Origin of the sequence: Actinoplanes subglobosus (assembly GCF_042650585.1) — a bacterium.
Lineage (GTDB): Bacteria > Actinomycetota > Actinomycetes > Mycobacteriales > Micromonosporaceae > Actinoplanes > Actinoplanes subglobosus.
The window spans coordinates 200,810-221,653 of sequence record NZ_JBHSBL010000019.1 but is presented as its reverse complement, the minus strand read 5'-3'; the positions used below and the strand labels follow the sequence as shown (position 1 = coordinate 221,653).

Annotated in this window: 20 protein-coding genes and 1 riboswitch; of the genes, 7 read left to right on the top strand and 13 right to left on the bottom strand. The window is 71.4% G+C overall.

Features of this window, described 5'->3' with window-relative positions; all coding sequences use genetic code 11:
- Both ACFO0C_RS26475 and ACFO0C_RS26470 read right to left on the bottom strand, forming a co-directional pair.
- On the bottom strand, positions 1 to 887 hold an 887-nt coding region (locus ACFO0C_RS26475), incomplete at its 3' end, for a dynamin family protein (protein ID WP_378069389.1).
- Positions 875 to 2,347, bottom strand: a complete 1,473-nt coding sequence (locus ACFO0C_RS26470; RefSeq protein ID WP_378069388.1) for a dynamin family protein — start codon at positions 2,345 to 2,347, stop codon at positions 875 to 877. The genes ACFO0C_RS26475 and ACFO0C_RS26470, both read right to left, overlap by 13 nt.
- A 182-nt stretch (positions 2,348 to 2,529) precedes the next feature.
- On the opposite strand from ACFO0C_RS26470, the gene ACFO0C_RS26465 reads away from it, so the two are divergent.
- The 4 genes from ACFO0C_RS26465 (at position 2,530) to ACFO0C_RS26450 (ending at position 6,722) form a co-directional block, all read left to right on the top strand.
- On the top strand, positions 2,530 to 5,010 hold the full coding sequence (locus tag ACFO0C_RS26465) for a LuxR C-terminal-related transcriptional regulator (protein ID WP_378069387.1): 2,481 nt from the start codon (positions 2,530 to 2,532) through the stop codon (positions 5,008 to 5,010).
- A complete protein-coding gene (locus tag ACFO0C_RS26460; protein WP_378069386.1) occupies positions 5,007 to 5,543 on the top strand; it encodes a LuxR family transcriptional regulator in 537 nt (178 codons plus the stop codon). Before ACFO0C_RS26465 ends, ACFO0C_RS26460 begins: the two co-directional genes overlap by 4 nt.
- On the top strand, positions 5,540 to 6,007 hold the full coding sequence (locus ACFO0C_RS26455; protein ID WP_378069385.1) for a GNAT family N-acetyltransferase: 468 nt from the start codon (positions 5,540 to 5,542) through the stop codon (positions 6,005 to 6,007). The genes ACFO0C_RS26460 and ACFO0C_RS26455 overlap by 4 nt, the downstream gene beginning before the upstream one ends.
- A gap of 73 nt (positions 6,008 to 6,080) precedes the next feature.
- A complete protein-coding gene (locus ACFO0C_RS26450) occupies positions 6,081 to 6,722 on the top strand; it encodes a DUF998 domain-containing protein (protein ID WP_378069384.1) in 642 nt (213 codons plus the stop codon).
- Positions 6,723 to 6,724: 2 nt separating this feature from the next.
- Here ACFO0C_RS26450 and ACFO0C_RS26445 read toward each other — a convergent pair whose 3' ends face one another.
- On the bottom strand, positions 6,725 to 8,812 hold the full coding sequence (locus ACFO0C_RS26445) for an RCC1 domain-containing protein (RefSeq protein ID WP_378069383.1): 2,088 nt from the start codon (positions 8,810 to 8,812) through the stop codon (positions 6,725 to 6,727).
- 94 nt (positions 8,813 to 8,906) lie between these two features.
- Here ACFO0C_RS26445 and ACFO0C_RS26440 point away from each other — a divergent pair, with 94 nt between their 5' ends.
- Positions 8,907 to 9,680, top strand: a complete 774-nt coding sequence (locus ACFO0C_RS26440) for a lysophospholipid acyltransferase family protein (RefSeq protein WP_378069382.1) — start codon at positions 8,907 to 8,909, stop codon at positions 9,678 to 9,680.
- Here the strand turns inward: ACFO0C_RS26440 and ACFO0C_RS26435 are convergent.
- Positions 9,571 to 10,524 (bottom strand): GNAT family N-acetyltransferase, encoded by a 954-nt coding sequence (locus ACFO0C_RS26435; RefSeq protein ID WP_378069381.1) that lies wholly within the window; start codon positions 10,522 to 10,524, stop codon positions 9,571 to 9,573. The genes ACFO0C_RS26440 and ACFO0C_RS26435 overlap by 110 nt on opposite strands.
- 118 nt (positions 10,525 to 10,642) lie before the next feature.
- Between ACFO0C_RS26435 and ACFO0C_RS26430 the strand changes: the two genes are divergently transcribed.
- Complete coding sequence (locus ACFO0C_RS26430; RefSeq protein ID WP_378069380.1) at positions 10,643 to 11,182, top strand: hypothetical protein; 540 nt, start codon at positions 10,643 to 10,645, stop codon at positions 11,180 to 11,182.
- Here the strand turns inward: ACFO0C_RS26430 and ACFO0C_RS26425 are convergent.
- Positions 11,169 to 11,915 carry a DinB family protein gene (locus tag ACFO0C_RS26425; protein WP_378069379.1) on the bottom strand — a complete coding sequence of 249 codons (747 nt, stop codon included), beginning with the start codon at positions 11,913 to 11,915 and terminating at the stop codon, positions 11,169 to 11,171. The two genes, ACFO0C_RS26430 and ACFO0C_RS26425, sit on opposite strands and share 14 nt — an antisense overlap.
- 50 nt (positions 11,916 to 11,965) lie before the next feature.
- Positions 11,966 to 12,033: riboswitch (guanidine-III (ykkC-III) riboswitch) on the top strand.
- Between the two features lie 14 nt (positions 12,034 to 12,047).
- On the opposite strand from ACFO0C_RS26425, the gene ACFO0C_RS26420 reads away from it, so the two are divergent.
- Positions 12,048 to 12,362, top strand: a complete 315-nt coding sequence (locus tag ACFO0C_RS26420) for a DMT family transporter (RefSeq protein WP_378069378.1) — start codon at positions 12,048 to 12,050, stop codon at positions 12,360 to 12,362.
- A gap of 20 nt (positions 12,363 to 12,382) precedes the next feature.
- Here the strand turns inward: ACFO0C_RS26420 and ACFO0C_RS26415 are convergent, their stop codons facing one another.
- The 8 genes from ACFO0C_RS26415 to ACFO0C_RS26380 all read right to left on the bottom strand — a co-directional run bounded on the left by ACFO0C_RS26415 (position 12,383) and on the right by ACFO0C_RS26380 (position 20,285).
- Positions 12,383 to 13,069 carry a hypothetical protein gene (locus ACFO0C_RS26415; RefSeq protein WP_378069377.1) on the bottom strand — a complete coding sequence of 229 codons (687 nt, stop codon included), beginning with the start codon at positions 13,067 to 13,069 and terminating at the stop codon, positions 12,383 to 12,385.
- Between the two features lie 88 nt (positions 13,070 to 13,157).
- Positions 13,158 to 13,847, bottom strand: a complete 690-nt coding sequence (locus tag ACFO0C_RS26410) for a VOC family protein (protein WP_378069376.1) — start codon at positions 13,845 to 13,847, stop codon at positions 13,158 to 13,160.
- Positions 13,848 to 13,858: 11 nt separating this feature from the next.
- Positions 13,859 to 14,602 carry a metallophosphoesterase family protein gene (locus ACFO0C_RS26405; protein WP_378069375.1) on the bottom strand — a complete coding sequence of 248 codons (744 nt, stop codon included), beginning with the start codon at positions 14,600 to 14,602 and terminating at the stop codon, positions 13,859 to 13,861.
- 7 nt (positions 14,603 to 14,609) lie between these two features.
- Complete coding sequence (locus ACFO0C_RS26400) at positions 14,610 to 14,939, bottom strand: hypothetical protein (protein ID WP_378069374.1); 330 nt, start codon at positions 14,937 to 14,939, stop codon at positions 14,610 to 14,612.
- The gene (locus ACFO0C_RS26395; protein ID WP_378069373.1) at positions 14,936 to 15,544 is read right to left on the bottom strand and encodes a DUF998 domain-containing protein; all 609 of its coding nucleotides are present in this window, start codon (positions 15,542 to 15,544) and stop codon (positions 14,936 to 14,938) included. The genes ACFO0C_RS26400 and ACFO0C_RS26395 overlap by 4 nt, the downstream gene beginning before the upstream one ends.
- Before the next feature lie 100 nt (positions 15,545 to 15,644).
- A complete protein-coding gene (locus ACFO0C_RS26390) occupies positions 15,645 to 18,911 on the bottom strand; it encodes an NACHT domain-containing protein (protein ID WP_378069372.1) in 3,267 nt (1,088 codons plus the stop codon).
- A gap of 54 nt (positions 18,912 to 18,965) precedes the next feature.
- On the bottom strand, positions 18,966 to 19,592 hold the full coding sequence (locus tag ACFO0C_RS26385) for a GrpB family protein (RefSeq protein WP_378069371.1): 627 nt from the start codon (positions 19,590 to 19,592) through the stop codon (positions 18,966 to 18,968).
- Between the two features lie 33 nt (positions 19,593 to 19,625).
- Positions 19,626 to 20,285 carry an MSMEG_1061 family FMN-dependent PPOX-type flavoprotein gene (locus ACFO0C_RS26380; RefSeq protein WP_378069370.1) on the bottom strand — a complete coding sequence of 220 codons (660 nt, stop codon included), beginning with the start codon at positions 20,283 to 20,285 and terminating at the stop codon, positions 19,626 to 19,628.
- Positions 20,286 to 20,844: the final 559 nt, after the last annotated feature.

Genomic DNA, 20,844 nt, shown 5'->3' with positions numbered 1-20,844 from the left:
GCGGCGGCCGCCGTGACCCGTTCGTCGGCGACGTCACGCAGCCGGGTCAGGTCGCGGTGGGCGGCGCGCAGCACGTTGGCCAGGCGCAGCTGGTGGCCGCGGCCGGCCAGTTCGACCAGGGCGTGCTGCAGGGCCGGCACCTTCGACTCGGCGGCCAGGGTGTCGCGGGTGGCCGGGTCGGCGGTCAGGGCGACCTCGGCCAGCCGCGCCGACACCGGGAACCAGGGTGCGGCCGCGAATCGGGGCGCGTGGGCCTGCAGCAGGGCCCGGTTGTCCTCGGCGATGGTGCGCCACTGCGGATACGCGTCGATCTTGGTGAGGGCGAAGACGACGGCGTCGACCCGTTCGGTGGCCGCGGCCAGGAAGTCCAGTTCCGGCTGTGACAGCGGGGCCGACGCGTCGGCGACGAACAGCAGGGCGGTGGCCCGGCGGACCGCGTCCAGGGCGATGGTGGCGTGCACCGGGTCCAGGCCGCCGGCGCCGGGGGTGTCCAGCAGCGTCAGGTATTGCAGCAGCGGCGCCGGGTGGGTGACCTCGATCTTGCGGGTGCGCTGGTGGCCGCGGGCCCAGGCGGACAGGTCGTCGATCGCGACCTGCTCCCCGCCGGGCAGCCACGCCCGGGCCGTGAACGTGTCGCCGGGGACGAAACTCAGGTACGCCGCGGTGGTCACGGCGGCGTCCACCGGCGACAGACCGGGCACCCCGAGCAGCGCGTTGACCAGGGAACTCTTGCCGCGTTTGGTTTCCCCGACGACGACCACACCGGGCCGGGTCAGGTGGGCGCGGCGCAGCTGCGCCAGGTCGGCGGCCGCGTCCGGGTCGGCGGTCCGCAGGTAGGACATGGTGTCGCGGACGGCGCTGTCCAGCAGCGTGGTCAGGTCCTGCACTGGCGCACCTCCTGGGCGAGCAGCTGGAAGCCGCGGTGCGCGACCTGCGCGATGCGGGCCTGGGCCGGTCCGGCGCCGTCGACGGCGTAGGCCCGCCAGCGGCCGGCCGCGGCTACCGAGGCGGTGGCCAGCTCGGCGGCGGACGCGCCGGGCAGGCCGAGGATCCACCGCGGGTCGGTGGAGGTGGCCAGGCGGATCAGCTCCTGCTCCCAGTCGGCGGGCAGCGGCACCGTGCCGGTCGCGGCCCGCTGGGCGGCGTCCAGCAGCCGCAGCCGATGGTAGGCCGGATCACGCAGCGCCCGCTCGATGGCGTCGCGGATGGCGGCCCGGTTGCGCTGGTCGAGTGACGCGATGCGTTCCAGCCGCGACAGCGCCCACCCGGCCTTGATCGCGTCGGAGCGCCAGCGGAACGTGCGGTCGAGGGTGTCGGTCAGCCGGGACAGCCCGGACGCCGCCGACAGCCGGCGCACCAGTTCGCCGGTGCCCAGCCGCGGCTCGGCGGCCAGCTGCGCGCAGGCGAAACCGATGCCGTACAGGTCGAGGCGGGTCAGGAGCCGTTCGCGCTGGTCGGGGCCGATCGGGGCGGGCCGGCTGCGGAACAGGTCGGCCGACAGCAGCAGCACCGACAGGTCCGCGGGCGGGCACGCGGCGAGCCTGGCCAGCGCGTCGCGGTCGGCGCCGGTCAGGCGGCCGGCCTCGGCGGTCTCGGCCAGCAGCCCGGCCACCGGCACGACGTCGGAGACGGTACGCGCCAGCAGCTGCGCCTGCTGGCGGGCCAGTGGTCCCGCGACCGGCCATGGATCGGCGGCGCCGCCGGCCAGGGTGTCGATGCGGCCGAGGACCCCGATCGCGTTGATCGGGCTGGTCGCCAGCCGTGCCGACACCGTGTGGAAGGCCTCCAGGGCCCGCACGTCGTCGGCGCGGACCGCCTGGGTGAACACGTAGACGACCGCTTCGGCGGCCGCGACCTCACCGGCGGAGTCGTCGTCGATGCCGACGGCCTGTTCGGCGCGGGCGCTGCCGGCGGTGTCGGTCGAGGCCAGACCCGGGGTGTCGACGACGGTCAGCTCACGCAGCCGGTCACTGGTGAGGGCGACGTCGACGTAGGCGATCCGGGCGGCGGGCACCCCGAGCCGGGCCGGGACCATGCCGTCCTCGTCCAGGGGAAGGCTGTGGCGTGCACCCTCGCGGGTGACGACGTCGATGCGGTCGGCGGGCCCGTAACGGAACCGGGTGACCACGCGCGTGCACTCTCCCGCGGCGGTGGGGGCGACCCGACGCCCGATCAACGCGTTGACTAGTGTCGACTTTCCGGCTTTAAGACGCCCCGCGATCGCCACACGTAACGGATCGTGAAGGCGGTTGCTAATCTGCTGGACCTGTTGACCAGCATCGGAGGAAACCCGGGTGACAATCTCGTGACAGACAGTCGCGATGCCGGAGGTGAGTGGGCCGTTCACATCGACTCGTCAGCGCAGCACACCGTCGGCGACAATGAGCTTGTCGCGGCAGTCGACGTCACGAAAGGGCCCTTCTGTAGTTCACCGCGGTTTCACATTCTCCGCGGTAATCGCAGTGAAGCCTACGGAGGTTCATGCCGTGACCGGGATCCCGGGATCGTGCCAGTGATGGGAGGGCGCAGGTGACGGACGAGCCAGAGGTGGCCGCCCGTACCGCGTTGCGCCAGGGGCCCGCCCTCGTCGTGCTGAGCGGTCCGCCCGGCTGCGGACGCACCACCCTGCTGCGCCGCATCGCCGCCGCGGTGCCCGGCCCCGCCCACCTCGGCGGCGGCCTGGCCATGCTCGCCGAGGTCCCGGCGCTGGCACTGTCACGCGCGGTCCGGGCCCGGCTGCCCGCCGACGACGTGCCGCTGCTGGCCGAAGCGGTTCGATCCCGGGTCCGCGGCGGGCTGCTGATCCTCGACGATCTCCAGCATGCCGACCCGGCCACCGTCGCCGCGCTGCCGCACCTGGCCCGCACCTGCCGGGTGCTGGTCGCCGTGCGGACCCCGCACCGCCTTCCCGAGGCGCTGGCCGCCGCCCTGCGCGCGGCCGCCACCGCCTGGCTGCCGGTGCCGCCGCTGACCCCCGGCGAGGCGCACGCCCTGGTCCGCAAGACCGCCGGCGGCCTCGACGAGCCGTCCGCGGCAGCCGTCGTCGGCCGGGCCGGCGGCAACCCCCTGGCGATCATCGCGCTGGCCCGGCAGGCCGCGTCCGGCCGCGCCCCGATCGGTGAGGACATCGACCAGGTGGCGTACGCGATCGCCGCCGCCCTGGCCGATCTGCCCCGCCCCGCCCGGACCGCGCTGGCCGCGCTCGGCCTGCTCGGGCGGCCCGCCGCACCGGCGCTGCTCGGCACCGGCGCCGCCGACCTGCTGGCCGCCGGCCTGGTCACCGCCGAGCCCGGCGGCAGCCTGGTGCCGGTGTCGGCGTATGTGGCCGAGACCGCCGCCGGCCTGCTCGACACCGCCGCCCGCGCCGACCTGCACGCGCGGCTGGCCGAGCTCACCCCACCGGCGGAGGCGGCCCGGCACCTCGACGCCGCCGGCGATCTGCCCGGGGCGTACCGCAAGGCACTGGCCGCCGCCGACCGGTCCGCCGGCGCCGAACGGGCCGCGCTGCTGCTGTTCGCCTGCGGCCTGCCGACCGACGTCGACCCGCGGGTCCGGCTCGCCGCCGCCGACGCGGCCCTGGCCACCGGCCGGGCCCCGGACGCCGCCGACGTGCTGCGCCCGCTGGCCGGCACCCTGCTGCCCGGCCCGTCACCCGACCCGTTCGCCCTGGAAGCCGCCGTGCTGCGCGGTGAGGCACTGCTGCAGGCCGGGGAGCCGGCCGCCGCCCGCGACGCGGTGCGCCCGGTGCCGGACACCGCGGCCACCGGCGTCGTGGCCGGCCGCGACCGGGTGCTGCTGCTGTGCGCGCTGGCCACCGAGCCGATGAGCGCGCTCGAGCTGGCCGACAAGATCTCCGTCCGGCATCCGCAGCCGCCACCGGGCATCGTCGCCGCCTTGGCCGCGGTCCGGGCCACCCACCGGCTACCCGGCTGGGACAGTGCGTTGCGGCAGGCCGCCGGGTTCGCCGACCCGCTGATCGCCCGCTGGTCGGCCTGGCTGCTGGTGGAACACCTGGCCGCCGAGGGCCGGCTCACCGACGCCGCCGGCGCCGCCCTGACCGCGGCCGCCGCGGCGGGTCAGGCGCTGGCCTACGGCTGGCAGACCCGGTTCCTGGCCGCCGCCGACTGGACGCTGGCGCTGCACGGCCCGCAGGTGCCGGCCGAGTTGTCGTGGGACGGCATCGAAGGTGTGCTGCGCCGGGCGGCGAACCTCACCGACCGGGCCCTGCCCGAACAGGCCCGCGCCTACGCCACCGCCGCGACCGCGCTGATCGAGGCCGACACCGGGCTGCTGGCCGCCGCCCGCGCCCGGCTGGACCACGCGCCGGCCCACCCGGCCGCCGCGTGGGTGGCCCGCGAGGCGGCCTGGCTGGACGGGCAACCCGACCGGGCCGCGCGGATCCCCGCCGACGCCGGGACCGGGCTGCTCGCCGGCCTGCACGCGATCACCGCCCGGTGGGCCGCCTACGACCTGGGCATGCCCGGCAACGCGGCGATCCCGGTCGACCTGCCGGTGGCGGCCCGGCGCACCCTGACGGCGTGGGCCGTCGGGTCCGGGCTGGACACCGCCGCCGACAGCTGGCAGCCGGTCGCCCTGCGCGAGCAGATCCGCTGCCTGATCGCGGCCGGCCTGACCGGCGGCGACCGGGAACAGGCCGTCGCCGCCCTGCTGCGCGCCGAGGAACTCGCCGACACCGCCGGGCTGACCGTGCTGGCCGGCCGGGCCCGCCGGGGACTGCGCCGGCACCAGATCCAGCGCGACAGCCGCAGCCCCCGCTCCGACGGGCGCCTGACCCGCCGCGAACTGGACGTGCTGGGCCTGGTCGCGGCGGGGGAGCCGACCCGCCGTATCGCCGGGCAACTCGGCATCTCCGCCGAGACCGTCGACACCCACATCCGTGCGAGCATGCGCAAACTCGGGGCGCGTACCCGTACCGAGGCAGCGGCACTGGCCTTCGCCACCACCACGGCAGGGCCCGAACCCTTCGACACCAGCGAGGATGGCCGGTGATACGACAGCCCGACGACGCTCCACGCCACGTAGTTGCCACTTCGGCCGAAGCAGACACCGTCCTGCGGCGGCTGGCCCGCGATGGATGGACCGCCCGGGCCGGTTTCGCCCTGCCCGACCCGTCCTGGGACGTCGCCGCCGCCCACCTGATCCTGCACGGCCGGATCGGCGACGACGACCTCGACTCGGCACAGCTGGCCGTCCTCGCCGCGGCCCGCGGCGCCGGAGTCGTGGCCGTCTGCGACCCCGAGTCGGCGGCCGGGCGGGCCCTGATCGACGACCTGTCCCGGCTCGGCCCGGTGCACCGCGGCATCGACGGCTCCGACCAGATCGCCAACCTCATCCCCGAACAGCGGGCGCTGCTGGACCGGCTCGCCGCCGGCGACACCATCGCCGCCGCCGCGGCCGCCGAGTTCCTGTCCCTGCGCACCGCCAACCGCCGCATCGCCGAGGCGAGAGCCCTTTTCGGGGTACGAACCACCCGCGAAGCCGTGCTGGCCTACCTGCGGCAGCGCCAGCGTTCCCCCGAGTGACCGGGCCACCGGTGGTCCGGGCCGCGACCGCCGCCGACACCGCCGGGATCCTGGCGCTGGCCGCCGAGGTCGAACCCTGGTTCGGACCGATGCTGTCCGACCCGGACTTCCACGCGCACCTGCACCGCAACATCGACCGGGGCACCGCCCACGTCACCGGCGACCTGTCCGGGGCCATCCTGACCGGTGGCCGCGTCCCGGCGTACCGCATCGGCTGGCTCGTCGTGGCCGGCCCGGCCCGCGGCCGCGGCATCGGCCGCGCCCTGCTCTCGCACGTCCTCGCCGGTTTCGTCCGGCCCTGCCGGGTCGACGTGGTGACCTTCGGCGCCGACCACCCCGGCGCCGGGTCGCGGGACTTCTACCGGCGGCTCGGCTTCACCGACGGCGACCCGGAACCCGACGGGCCCGACGGCGGCAGCCGCCAGCGGTTCACCCGCTACCTCCAACGGTGTACGACCGGGTGACGCCGCTGGTATGACGCGGCCGGCCGGGCCGTCCTCCTAGCGTCGGGACATCGACCACTGAGGAGGATTCCCGATGCCCGATCGCCGTCATGTCGCGGTGCTGGCCGGCCTGGCCGGATACGTGCTGTGCACCGTCACCGCCGACCTGGTCAATCCGGACTGGAGCCCGGTCGAGACGATGATCAGCCACTATGTGCACGCCCGGGCCGGCTGGCTGATCCCCGCCGCACTGCTGGCCCTGGCCGCGGCGTCAGCCCTGCTCACCCGGCTGGTGGAGCCGGTTGCGCCGCGGGCCGCGCTGGTGCCGCTGCGGATCTGGACGGCCGCGGTGACCGTCGGGGCGGTGTTCCCGGCCGACCCGTACGGCCGGTGGGACCAGCCGCCGACCGTGCCGGGGCTGCTGCACGGACTGGCCGCGCTGACCGCGTTCACCGTCCTGCCGGGTGCGGCGGTGTCACTGACGCTGGCCCGCCGCCCGATCACCCGCCCGGCGGCGGTGCTGGCCGCACTGACCGTGCCGGCGTATCTGCTGCTGCTCGCCGCGTTCGCCGACGTGCAGGACGGGCCGTCGGTGACCGTCGGCGGCTGGGAGAGCCTGATCGGCGCGACCGAGCGCCTGATGCTGTGGATCTACGTGGGGTGGCTGGCCGTCACCGCCGCCGTGATCCGGCCGCCGGCGACCGCCGCGCCGCCGGTGCGGGCCGGGCGGCACTGACCTCACGGGACCGGTACCGGGCGCCGCAGGACGGTGACGGCCCCCAGCTGACGGTGGTAGTTGGCGCCCCAGCACCACAGGCTCTGGTCGGTGCGTACGGCGCAGGTGTGGGCACGGCCGGCGTCGACGGACAGCCAGGTGGCGGTGGACGTGATCGGAACAGGGGTGGCCCGTTTCGTGGTGGTGCCGTCACCGAGCCGGCCGTCGGTGTTGTCGCCCCAGCACCGGATGATCGCGTCGGTCCGCAGCCCGCAGGCGTGCGTCTCGCCGATGGTGACGGCCGTCCAGTCCCGGCCGACCTCGACCGGCGAGATGCTGTCGTCGCCGGTGGTGGCGGCACCGAGCTGGCCGTACCTGTTGTCGCCCCAGCACCACAGGGCACGGCCGGTGGTGATCGCGCAGGTGCTGCTCCAGCCGGCCGCGACAGTGACGGCGGGGGACAGGCGGATCGGGCTGCCGGTGCCGAGCACGCCGCCGGTGGCGTCGCCCCAGCACCACAGTCGGCCCTGCACGCTGCGGCCGCATGTGTGTCTGTCGCCGGTGGTGACCTGCGCCCAGGTGGTGCTGAGAGCGGGCCGGGCCCGCACGGGCACCGGGACGTCGTCGGATGTCCGCCGGCCGTCGCCGAGTTCACCGTAGACGTCGCTGCCCCAGCACCAGACGCCTGCGTCGGCGCGCACGGCGCAGGCGTGCCGGTCGTCGACGGCGAGCCCGGACCACCTGGCCGCACCGCCGAGGCGACGCGGGTGGCCCGGCCGGCCGGGGTCACCGAAGTCCTCGCCCCAGCACCACAGGCTGTCGTCGGTGCGGATCGCGCAGGTGTCGCCTCCGGAGGCGGCGACGGTGCGCCAGCTGCCACCTCCGGCGACCGGGACCGGCTCCTTACGGTCGATGGTGGTGCCGTCGCCGAGGGCCCCGGTGCGGTTGGCGCCCCAGCACCACAGGGTCGCGTCGGCACGCCGCGCGCAGGTGTGCCCGTCACCCGCGGAGACCTGCGCCCAGCGCGCGCCGGCACCGGCCGGAACCGCGGTGGCGCTGAACACGTCCGCCCGGGCCGGGCCGCTGCCGAGTTGCCCCGCCGTGTTGTTTCCCCAGCACCACACGTCGCCGCCGCCGCCCAGAGTGCAGGTGTGCTCCGCCCCGACGGTGATCGTCTTCGCGGTCAGGTCGGTCTGGACCGCGAGCGGCCGGATGGTCTCGGCCGCGCTGCCGTCACCGTCGCCGAGCTGCCCGTACTGGTTGTCTCCCCAGCACCACGGCCGGCCGGTGGTGTCCACCGCACACGCGTGCCCACTGCCGGTCGTCACCGCCGCCCAGTCACGGTCCGTGCCGATGCGCACGGGGCCCGGCCGGGACTCGGTGGTGCCGTCGCCGACTTCACCACCGAGGTTGCGGCCCCAGCACCACAACCCGGCCGCGGTGTCGACGGCACACGTGTACCGCTGGCCGGTGCTGACGGCACGCCACGTCGACCCGGCGCCCACCCGTGCCGGCGTTTCCCGCACCGGTGCCGGGTCCAGATCGCCCCAGCACCAGAGTGTGCCGGGGCCACGCAGCCCGCAGGTGTGACTGGTGCTGACGCTCACCGAGGTCCAGTCCGTGCCGGTGCCGACCTGCCCCTGGGTGTGGGTGTCGGTGCTGCCCCAGCACCAGAGGGTGCCGTCGGCCCGGATCGCGCAGGTCTGCCACGGGTAGGTGCTCACCGACGTCCAGGTGTGGCCGGCCCCGACCGGTACCGGAGAGGTGCGGCCGCCACTGATACCGGGACCGAGCTGACCGAACAGGTTCTCACCCCAGCACCAGAGCGTGCCGTCGGTGCGAATGCCGCACGTGTGGTACTGGCTGGGCGCCACGGACACCCACCGGCCGGCACCGCGGACCAGCACCGGCGCGCCACGGCTGGTGGTGGTGCCGTCGCCGAGCTGGCCGTCGGTGTTGTCGCCCCAGCACCACAGGGACCGGTCGTCACGGATCGCGCAGGTCGTGTAACCGCCGGCGGTCACCGCGATCCACGACGGCACTGCCGCCCGTGCGGGTACCGGCATCAACACCAGCAGGGCGGCGACCAGCACCGTTCGTACGCACCTCATGGTGTGAAGCTATTGGCCGGACGCGGTGGGCGTACCGGAAAAGGACGCAGCCGCGCCCGGGGCCTCGCGCGGGCATGCGATCATTCGAGACCTCATGGAGACCTCACCTGTCTGGCGGGTGCCGCGGCTGTGGCGGCTGCTGCTCGTCGTCGCCCGGATCGTGGTGTTCCCGCTGGCCCGGCTGCGGGTGTCGGGGGGCCTGCCGGCGCAGCTGCGCGGCGGCCCGGTGATCATCGCGACCAACCATGTGAGCCCGTTCGACCCGGTGATCCTCATGGCGGCGTGCCACCGGGCCGGGATCGCGCCGCGGTTCATGGCGACCGGCGGAGTGTTCCGGGCCCCGGTGGTCGGGGCGATCATGCGGCACTGCGGGCACATCCGCGTCGACCGCAACACCGCCCACGTCGCCGACGCGCTGCCGGCCGCGGCGAAAGCCCTGGCGGAGAACTCGGCGGTGCTGGTCTACCCGGAGGGCCGCATCGGGCTGGACCCGTGGATGTGGCCGGAACGCGGCAAGACCGGTGCGGCCCGGATGGCGCAGATGTCCGGGGCGCCGGTGCTGCCGGTCGCCCAGTGGGGCACCCACGCCGTCCTGCCGTGGGAGGCACCCAAGCGTGCCGGGCGGGCCCTGCTGCGGGCGGTACTGACCCGGCCGGTGGTGCAGGTGCGGTTCGCCGACCGGCCGGTCGACCTGACCGCCGCCGGGACCGGCACCCCGGGCGCGCAGGCCATGCACGCCACCCGGCTGATCATGGACGCTATCGACGAGACGCTGACGCCGCTGCGCCGAGACGAGATGCGGATGCCGAAGGTGATCGACGCGTCCCGGCCGCACGACCTGTCCCGGGTCCGGCCGCGTCACGACTGACCAGCGCCTTCTCGAACGCCAGCTGGTTGTACGGGATGTCGCTGTACCCGCCGATGTCGTCGTAACCCGCGGTGCGGTACAGGGCCAGCGCCTCGGTCAGCAGCGGATGGGTACCCAGCCGTACCGTGGTGATCCCGCGGGCCGCGGCGTCCACCTCCAGCCGGCCCAGCAGCTTGCGGCCCAGCCCCAGCCCCCGCGCCTCCGGCGCCACCCACAGGTGCCGGATCTCGGCGACGCCCGGCCCCAGCCGGATCCACAGCCCGCACCCGACCGGCACGCCCTCCTCCAGGGCCAGCAGCTGGGTGCCGGTCACGTCCTGCGGCCGGGTCAGCGTCGAGGCGTCGAAACCCTCCGGGAACATCGCGTCGAGCTCGGCGGCGTACCGGGCCAGGCAGCCCCGCGCCACCGGCGACGACGGCGGCACCCGGTCGACGATCACCGCGGCCGCCCGCAGCACCCGCCGGATCTCCTCCTGCGCACCGATCAGCCGGTCCCGCTGGCCGGCGGTCAGTTCGCCGAGCAGCGCCGCGATCCCGGCGTTGGAGCGGGCCTCCAGGTCGGCGCGTTCCCGCCGGCCGGCGTGGGTCAGTTCGGCGGTGTCGTCGCCCAGGTGCACCAGCTGCTGATCGGCGAGATCACGCAGCTGCCGGTGCAGATAGCCGGGATCCAGGTCCAGCCGGTCCCGCAGCTCACCGAGCCGGCTGACCCCGTCACCGATCTCGAACAGCAGCCGTGCCTGCCCGAACGGCCGGTCCTGCCCCAGGAACCGGTCGGTGAGCATGCCCAGGCGCTGGGTGTAGTAGCGGTTGAAGTCCCGCACCCGCGCGATCTGCTCGACCTCCACTCCGCCGATGCTAGATCGTCACCTGTTCGGAGTCAGACAATTCGCCCCAGCGCGGCTTGCGGAGGAACCGGCGGTAAAACCGGGACGGCCCGGCGCCCGGTGGCCGAGGCTGGGCCGCATGACCCAACGCTTCCTGCTCGCCTGCACCGCAGCCATGATGACCTGCGCTGCCGCCGCCGTCCCGGCCCACGCCGCCGACCCGGCACCGCAGACCCCGACACTCAGCGCCGCCCAGCGCAAGGTCCTCATCGACGCCACCCGCCGGTTCCGTGACGTCGACGAGGCCCTGAAAGCCGGCTACCTGGCCACCGACCTGTGCGTGCCCGGCATGGGCTGGCACTACGTCAACCCGCAGCTGGCCGGCGACGCCGCGATCGACCCCGTCCAGCCCGAAGTGCTGCTCTACGTCCCCGGCCGCGACAACAAGCCCCGCCTGGTCGGCATCGAATACTTCAAAGCCGACGCCGACGGCAAACTCACCACCGACACCGACCGGCCCACCCTGTTCGCCCACGACTTCGACGGCCCGATGAACGGCCACGAGGTCCCGGCCGGCGCCCCGCCCATGCCGGTCCACTACGACCTGCACGTGTGGCTCTACCTCACCAACCCGGCCGGGCAACTGGCCAGCGAGAACCCCCGCGTCATCTGCCCATGAGCACATCCAGGTCCCGTTCGGCATACAGCCGGTGCTCCCACTCCTCCCACACCACCGCACCCAGGCAGCGCCGCACCGCGAAACTCCGCGACTCCGGATAGCCCGGCTCGGTCACCGGCACCGTCTCCGACGCGAGCTGCTCATCGGTCAGACCCGCGAACACCTCCCGCACCCCGGCCACCCGGTCGGCGCGCACCGCCAGGATCTCCTCCAGCGACGGCCGCGCCGACCGGTCCCGCGGCACCCCACCGGTCAGCTCGATCTCGTCGTGCGGCAGATCCCACGGATGCCACGGCGACGGATCACCCTGCACCGCCCGCCGCACCCACGCGTCGGTCGCGAAATTCAGATGCCGCAACGTCTCCACGAACGACCACTCACCGTCGACCCGCTCGTGGACCAGCTCCGCATCCAGCTGCCGCGCCCGCTGCACGGTGCCGGCCCACAGCCGCTCCAGAATCGCCCACGCCTGCCGGAACCCGTCGGCATCCGCCGGGCGCATCTTCGCCCGATCCGGATGACGCCGGTTCAGCTCCGCCTCCACCAGCGGCCCCACGTCCACCCCGTTGAGCCGCACATCACGCAGCACCCCGCTGATGTCGACGCCGTCCAGCCACCCGTCGGTGATCTTCAACCCGGACAGGTCCACCGCATGCATCCGCGCCCCGCGCAACGACACCCTCCGGAAACTCGCCCCGGACAGATCCTGATCGTGAAAGGTGTGATCGGTCACCAGCACAGCCTGCCGTCTCGCCGCCACCACGTCGAGTGGTTACTGTCGGAGACGGCCCGTGACCACGGCGCCCCGGACGAGTTGCGCGTCGTACCCGGCCTGACAAGACGACCGCCCCCGAGGTGACCCGTCATGGCCTGGCTCGTTCTCATCATCTCCGGCCTGCTCGAGACCGTCTGGGCGATCGCCCTCGACCGCAGCGCAGGCTTCACCCGACCCGTCCCGACCGCCGTCTTCGGCGTCGCCGTCGTCCTGAGCATGGGCGGCCTCGGCTACGCCCTGCGCACCATCCCGGTCGGCACCGGATACGCCGTCTGGGTCGGCATCGGCGCCGTCGGCACCGCCCTGGTCGGCATGATCGCCCTCAACGAACCGGCGAACCTGCCCCGCATCATCTGCCTGCTCCTGGTCATCGCCGGAGTCGCCGGGCTCAAATACTTCCACTGAGCCCGGCCACCCCGCCCGCGTCAGCCCGCCTCGCCCAACTCGGCCAGGCGGGCCTCCACCTCGGCCAGCTCGGCCCGTAACCGCTGCGCCTGCTGCTCCGCCTCGGCCCGCTCCGCCGCCATGATCTGCTCGACCGCCTCCTGCACCCCCGGCATGTCGACCAGCGACACCATCCGCAACGCCTCCGCCGGACGAATCACATAAGGCCGGGCCAGCGCCTTCGCCCCCTGATTGGCCGCGATCGTCCACTCACCGTCACCGTAGGCCAGCGTCACCGTCAACGACGGGCCCGGCTTCGCCTTCACCGGACGCGCCGCCTTACGCGCAGCCGCCACCGGCACCTCCTCCTCACTGCTCTTACGCGGCGCCGGCGGCTTCACCGGCAACGGCTTGTCGATCAGGAACTCCGGACCCGACAACACCGGCTCCACCACCACGGGCGCCACCTTCCTGGGCACCGGACCCTTCGGCGCGATCCGCAGGTCACCGGGGGAGAAGGGCAACTCGTCACGCCCGAACTTCACCACCACCCACTCGTCGGACACCGCCGGATCCTCCAGCGCCACCACCTGCCCGATCTGCCCGGAGATCTGCCCCGCCGACTCGGTGAACTGCACCCGCGGCTTACGCCCGGCCGCCAGCGCCTCCCGGAACTGCTCCAGATCCTCCGCGGACAGCCCACCGGACCGAACCTCTGCCGCCGTCATCACCACACCACCTCTTCGTACGCCTGTATGAGAGCCGGTTCTTTCTACCAGCCCCCACCGACAACAACCGCACACCACACCGAAGTGATCATGAAGGGAACGGCGAACGACCCGTCACGCAATACTCCCGGCCCAGCGGATCCCGCAACGTCGTCCAATCACCCGGCACCCGCCGCACCACACTCGCACCCAACGCCACATGCCGCTCCACCTCGGCATCCACGTCCACACACGCGAAATCCACATGCACCCCCGCCCGCCCCGACCCGATCCGCTGCAACAACAACCGAACCGCCACACCGGCCGGCCGCTCCAGATACGCGAACTCCGGCAGACCCGTCTCCCGCAACGCCCACCCCGTCACCGCCACCCAGAACCCGGCCTCCCGCGCGAACACCCCCACCGGAACATCCAGACACACCTGATCCACCACACTCGTCACCGCCGCCGGCCGGACCCGCTCGCCCTGCCACGACACCAGGCAGAACACGATCCCCGCCGGCGACCGCAACACCACCACGTCACCCAGATCAGCCACCGGATCCGCACCCAACCCGGCCAGCCGACGCGCCTCCACCGCGATGTCATCCACATGCAGATCCAGATGCGCCCGCGCCGGACCCTCACCCACCACCTGCACCCGCAGACACGCATCCCCGACCGGCGGCACCAGCGTCGCGAACGTCCCCCCAGCCCGCCGCGACGACAACGACCACCCCGTCACCGCCTCCCAGAACGGCTCCGCCTCCCGCGACGGCGAATCCAGAAACCCCGTCACCCACCGCACCGTCACGACAGCACCCGGCCCGTCCGCAGCGCCGCCGCCACATCCACACGCCCGAAACCCTCAGCCATCAGCGCCGCCTCCTCCCAGCCGTACTCCACCGCATGAAACGACACCTCCCACCGCCCGGACACGTCATCAACGACCGCGAACCGCGCATGCGGCGAACCCGCCTCCATCCGATGCGGAAACGGCACGTCATCGTCATACGCAGGCCAACCCACACTCCCCGGATTCACCACCAACCGCCCGCCCGGCAGCCGCACCGACCCCGGCAGATGCGTATGACCACACAACAGCAGATCAAAGCCGGACACATCCCCGAGCCGCTCCACCACCTCACCCACCGTGGCGTCACGCACCCCCGACGGCTCCACCGTGTGCAGCAGATACTGCAGGTCGTCGGACGGCGTACCGTGGAAGGCCAACACCCCAGCCACCGGCGACAAGGTCCCGGGAAGCGACCGCAACCAGGCAAAATGCCGCTCCGAAAGCGCCTCTTTGGTCACCCGGTCGGCCATCCCGATCCGCTCCGGCCCGAACGTCAGCACCTGCCGCTCATGATTGCCCGCCACCGTCGCCAACCCCGCGGCCATCAACCGGTCCGCCGTCGCCGCGGGCTGAACATAACCGGACAGCAGATCCCCGAGATTGACCGTCAGATCGACCCCCTCGGCACCGATCGCCGCCAGGACGGCCTCCAACGCCGGCAGATTGCCGTGCACATCCGAGATCACCGCGATACGCATCGCGCCATTACACCGGGAAGCCGTTCTGAAAAGCGAGCCGCTCATCCGCGCCCGCCGCCAAACCCGCCAGACAATCATCCAGCGACACGAACGCCTCCCACAACGCCAACCCCGACGCCACCGCGATCCGCCCGACCAGCAACCGCTCCAGATCCTCGACCCGCTTCGCCTTCCACACCTTGTCGGCGACACTGACCAGCAGATCCTCCACCGTCACACCGTCAGCGGCCCACGACCCGTGCGTCCCCGCGAACCGCGCCAGCCGCTCCGGAACACCCCGCGCCAGCAGCAACTCCCGCCACGGCCCACCAGACCCGTTCATCGCACGATCGATCACAAACCCGCGATGGTACGGACACCCGCCCCCCGCCGTGACCCCAGCAGCCGCGACCCCGCCACACACGCCCACACCATCAGCGGGAACACCGCAACCCGCTCCACCGCCCCGACCCCGACCCCGAGCCCGTCCTGCCGCATGAACAGCACCGTCGCCACCAACCCCGCCACACCCAGACCCGACGTAGCCCAGCCCGCCCACCCCGGAATCCGCCGCCCCGCCAGCACCAGCCCCGCATTCCCGCACACGAACACCAGCACCGCCCCGTACACATGCCAGTTCTCATTCACATCCGCCGGAAACACCCCGGCCAGCCCCAACCCGCCGGCCCCCAGCGCCATCAACCACCACGCACCCTTACCGACCGCCCCGAGCTCCCGGGTCAGCATCAGCCCCGCCAGCAACAGAACCGCCGTCACGACGAGGCCCACGTTCATCGCGACATGCCACGGGGAGCAGACATACCGGGGCCGTGACTCGTCCCAGACACCGCACCCGACATTCCCCAGATCACTGACGTTGTGAAAGGCCCAGCTGAACCCCGGATCCGCCCACGCCAGCCCGACAACCACATTCACCAGCACGAACAGCGGCGCCGCCACCACCCAGCACACCGCACCCCACGAAATCCGCATACCGCCGAGTACACCAACGAGCACCGGTAACCGGCACTACCAGTAGCCCGCGTCCGCGGGGTATGGCTACCTATACGCGGGCAACGCGGATACCGGGCGGAACCTGACCGTCCCGCAGCCGCACGTGGCGGGGGATGCTCAGAGTGACCGCCCTGCCCGCCAGCGGTGACAGGTCATAGTCGGATACCGAGGCCCCCAACTGCAGCGTGTGAAGTCTCGGCAACCCGGCAAGCGGGGTGATGTCGAATACGTCGGTCTCGCTGATCAGCGAGACCCATCCCAGCTCCTGCAGGGCGGCCAGAGGACGCAGATCAAGTACCTGGGATTCGTCGATCGTGAAGGCACTGAGGTTCCGCAGGCGGGCGATCTCTTCCAGATCGGTCAGCCAAGGGCACCTGTCCAGATAGAGGTACTGCAGCTCCGGGTGGCTGCCGAGCTGGTCGACAAGCCCCGTTATGCCACCAATCGGCTCAACCGAATTGGTCAACCCGAACACCTCCAGCTGCCGGAGCGGCGACAGCCATTCCGGATCCAATTCTGGACAGTTCCACATCGACAACGAGCGAAGCTTGGATCCCTCGAAGAAGACATCCGCCCCGATCCCATAGTCGTCGAGGATCAAATGCGTCAGACGGGGAAGGCGGGGGAGAGGGGCCACCCGGCCAGCAAATCCGTTCCAGATGGTCAACCACTCCAGCCCCGGCAGCACCTCAAGCTCCCGCAAATCCTGATCCTTGTCCAGGTGGTTCACCGTGAGCCGGCGAAGACTGTCACCGTGACCAGCCAGATCCCGGAACCCACCGATGAACCCGCCGGAAAGCGTGAGCTCATACAAACCCGGCACGTCAGCGAATAACGCCAGATCCACCTTCTGGCGCAAACTGACTGATGTCCGGACCGTATGCTGCAGCCGACCCAGGAAGGGAATACAGCTCGAACTATTGACCAGAATTTCGCCATTATCGAGTGGCGCCTCGGCCAGAATCTGATCGGCATAATCGGCAGGATCGAAGTACTCCCAGGCAGCCGCAAGCTGCCGCTGGACACGGGAGCGCGGATCCTTCGCATAACCGGCCAGCACCGCCATCGCCTGCGGCCCGTTGACCAACGCGGCCGACGCCACCACCGCAGTAGCGCGCGCCTCGGACAGGCCACTCAGATCCGAAGGCAACTGCGCCAGCAGCGGCTCACCCACCGCGGCGACCGACCGCGCCTCCGCCAACGTCCGCGGCATCAACTCACGCAGAAAGCCATGAATCCGCGCCAACACCACCGGATCCACCCACGACGCCGTCTCCAGACAGGCCGCCGCCAGCAACCGCAACTTCCTCGCATGCTGCGGCAACTCATCAGCCCGATCCAGCAGCCCGGCAAACAACTCCCGGCACACCGGCTGATTCGCATGACCGGCAGCCAGAATGACCGTCTCCCGCCAGGTGTCCAGATGCGCCCGTTCCACCAACGCACCCGCGTTGCCGCGATACGCCGCCTCCCGAGCCGCCAGATACTCCTGGAACGTCCGGTGCACGAAATCCACCCGCCCCGGCACCGGCTCACGGAACACGCCACTGCGCTCGATCACGTGATCGAGAACCTCACCGGCGGGCGCCTCGATGTGCCGGATCGACGCCAACCGCGCCCCGAACAACTCCACCGCCCGCTCCCGCGGCAACTCCGTACGCCCGTTCAACGTCATCCACCAGGCGGTCTCCTGCAACACCTGCAACTGGTCATCGGCCGTCAGATCCGGCAGCGGATTGTGCACCCCACGCTTGTCGTCCCGACTGAACAGCAGCATGTCCACCGCAGCCTGATAGATATCCATCCGCTTACGGGGAAGATTGCTGTCCCGATCCAGATTCAGGGCACACAGCATCGCGCACAACAGGGGACTGCCGGCCAGATTCTGCAGATGCGCACTACCATCCAGCTGCGCCAGCAACCGCTGCTCATAACCCGGCAACCGATGCGGCTCACACGGCAGATCATCCGCCCGGCCCACCGCATCATGCCAATGCCGGATCAACGCCTTGATATCCGCCGGACTCATCCGCTCCAAGAAGACCGAAGCGAACCCCTCCGCACCCAACCACGACCCCGACGCCGCCGCCGGGCGCGTCGTCACCACCACCCGCAGATCCGGATACTCCCGCAACAGATCCTGCAACCAGACCCGCACCTCACGCCGCTGACCAGCCGGAACCTCATCCACCCCGTCGACCAGCAGAATCGCCCCAACCTGCAACTGCCGATGCACCCACAACGCCGGCGCCTGCCCGGCAATGGTCCCCGCCAGCCGATCCAGGAACTCCTCGGGCGGCGGCAACGCCTGCTTCACATAATCACGAAGACGAACCCGGAAAGGCGTCCGCCCGTTCCACGACTCCAACGCTCCCGTGAACCGCTGCCGCGCCGCCGTCACCGCCACCCACTGCAACAACGTCGTCTTGCCCGACCCCGCCTCGCCGCGCAACAGGATCCGATCAGCACTCCCGAGAGCCTGCTCCGCCCGTACCGAAGTGCTCTCCCCACCATGCTCCTGCCGGAACCGTCCCGGCTTCCACCGGAACCCCCGCCGCACCGCACGCCCACCCGCCTCGGTCACCGACAGACTGATATAGGCGATGCTCAGCTTCGTCTGCAGCCGATACCGGCGCACATCGACCCCGAACAGCTCCAGCACATCCAGCTTGTCCGCCACATGTGCCAGATACCGCCGCCGGAACTCATCATCGAACCGATCACCGGCCGGCGCATCCAGACTCGCCATCGGCACCCGGTCCAGCACCTGCGCCCACGCACCCGCCACCGCAGTCAACCGCTCCAGCGTCTGCACCCCGACCCGCGCCTGGAACGGACCCAGCTGCACCAGCAACTGGGTCAGACAGACGCAACTCTCATTCAGCACCCGCTGATAAAGGTGGACCGCACCCTCACTCAGCCCGGCCCTCTCAGGAACGTCCGCAAGCTCCCGCCGCAACCGCCGCGCCATCAACGCCGCATCCACATCGTCAGCGAAGATCGCCCGATCCGACAGATCCGCATCCCGCAGCGTCTCACTCACCGCCGCCAGCGCCGCGAGCACCTCATTCTCCGGCAGGCCGCCATCACGCTGGTTTATCAGCGGCTCCAACCGCTGATAAACCACATCCACGATGTCATCGACACGCCGTCGCGCACCCCGCACGCCCATGTCATCCAGAATCCCGGTGCCGATCAAATCGGCCAGCGACGTCTCCCGCTCCCGCTTGGACCGCCGCCGACCCAACCACCACACACCGGCTTTCGAAACCAGCGAACTCGCCGTCCGCAGCAGCGCCGTCTCGATCGGACCCAACGTAGCCCCCTCGTCACCCGCAGGTCACCAACCTACGAGGGGGAGTGGCTCACCTCAACCCACCGACCACCCCGACACCGCCGCCCACTCCTCAGCCACCACCGCCACCAGATCCACCACCGGATCCTTCACATCCGTATACACACCCACATCACCCGACACCGCCTCCGCCAACGCCACCTTGAACGCCGCATACGCCGGAACCGCACCCGGATGCGCCCGGAACCAATCCCGGAACAACAACGCCAACCGCTCGTTCGGCGAACCCACCAAACGACAATGCAGATTCACCGGCTCCGAACCCCGCCGATTCCAATACCGCTTCACCCACAACTCCGGCCCATCCCCACAACCAGCCGGAACATGGTCACGCTCATACGGCCGCCGAACAAACCCCAACCCCGCCAACGGCCCATCGAAAACAGCCGCCGCCACCTCCAGATCCACCACACTCACCTGCACATCGAAAACCGGCTTCGCCGCCATCCCCGGCACCGCCGTACTCCCGATGTGCTCCACCCGCACCGCCAACGGCCCCAACACCGACCGCAAACCCTCCACCAACTCCACACCACGACCCGCCCACCCCGGATCAGGCAGAGAAACCAACAACCCCAAACCCCCTTTTCCCTTGGTACGGCCACCCGCCCCCAACCCACGCAAGAGGCATCCACACCCCACCAGGTGGGGGAGCAGTCACGGGGGAAGCAGCCCTCACTCGTACCGATACCGCAACGCATCCGCCTCGTTCTGCTCGATCTCGGCGATCGTCAACTCCGGCATCCGCAACTGCGCCAACGTCACCTCCGCCGACGACGGCTGCACATCATCACCCAGCCACTGCTCCGGCTTCCACACCGCACCACGAAGAAACGACTTCGGACAATGCGGATACACCTCCTCGATCCCCACCACCAGCGCACTCACCGGCGCCTTACCCACCGCCGTCAACCCCGCCAGCAGATCCGCACGCGTCGACACACACGCCCGCCCATTCAACCGCAACGTCGTCGCCCGCCCCGGAATCACGAACATCAACCCCACCCGCCCGGTAGCCACCACGTTCTGCAACGTGTCCAGCCGTTTGTTTCCGGTAGCGTCAGGAATCACCACCGTCCGCGAATCCAGCACCGACACGAACCCGGCCGGCCCACCCCGAGGCGACACATCACAGTGCCCCTCCGCATCCACGCTCGCGATCAGCACCAGCGACGCACACTCCACCAGCCGCCGTGTCTGCTCCGTCAGCTCACCCATCTGCTTGCGCAGCGCCGCCGGCCCCGGCATGTCATAGACCCGCCGCAACGCCCCGACATCGGACACAGCATCGGACCGCAACTCCTCGAACGCACCGGTGACCACTTCAGCATCCATCCACCGACCCTATGCGACGCCGCACGAAGCTCCGATTAGTACACATGTGCGATGATTCTCGGCATCGCGAAAAACCGCACCCGTACTAGCCGGTAACTTCTGAGCCGAACACGCTGAATCGGCGCACACAGGGGCTATGAGCTGCCTAAATGCAGCCAGAGCGGTCAATCTCCGTCGATGATCAAGATCATCATGGGCGGCCCAGGGGAGAGGGGCGCCAAATCTGGAATCCCAGGGGAGAAGGCGTTCCGTTTCGCCGCGCGGCAAAATCGCGTCCCGCCGCGCCCGCCCCAACATGACTGGCGGCAGTGATCCCATGGCGGGGCAGAGGTTCAACGCCGAAATCGCGACACGATGGCTTCAGGAGAACTCGGCAAGGCCGAGCCTGTTCCGGCAACTGCCGCCGGTCCGAACAGGCTCGCGCATCCTCGCGGAAGCAACCACACATCCGGCACGTGGGCCCCTTCGGATCTGACAGCTTCGCGCACCCTGGCGGCAGCCGCCCGGCACGTGACCCCTCCGAGAGGCTGCAGCGCCTGATAATTCCTGGGTCGATAAT

Bases quoted from the DNA above. Each gene is read 5' to 3' on its own strand.
- ACFO0C_RS26450 (WP_378069384.1), top strand. From the start codon at position 6,081: ATGCCCGATCGCCGTCATGTCGCGGTGCTGGCCGGCCTGGCCGGATAC.
- ACFO0C_RS26445 (WP_378069383.1), bottom strand. From the start codon at position 8,812: ATGAGGTGCGTACGAACGGTGCTGGTCGCCGCCCTGCTGGTGTTGATG.
- ACFO0C_RS26440 (WP_378069382.1), top strand. From the start codon at position 8,907: ATGGAGACCTCACCTGTCTGGCGGGTGCCGCGGCTGTGGCGGCTGCTG.
- ACFO0C_RS26430 (WP_378069380.1), top strand. From the start codon at position 10,643: ATGACCCAACGCTTCCTGCTCGCCTGCACCGCAGCCATGATGACCTGC.
- ACFO0C_RS26420 (WP_378069378.1), top strand. From the start codon at position 12,048: ATGGCCTGGCTCGTTCTCATCATCTCCGGCCTGCTCGAGACCGTCTGG.
- ACFO0C_RS26415 (WP_378069377.1), bottom strand. From the start codon at position 13,069: ATGACGGCGGCAGAGGTTCGGTCCGGTGGGCTGTCCGCGGAGGATCTG.
- ACFO0C_RS26405 (WP_378069375.1), bottom strand. From the start codon at position 14,602: ATGCGTATCGCGGTGATCTCGGATGTGCACGGCAATCTGCCGGCGTTG.
- ACFO0C_RS26380 (WP_378069370.1), bottom strand. From the start codon at position 20,285: ATGGATGCTGAAGTGGTCACCGGTGCGTTCGAGGAGTTGCGGTCCGAT.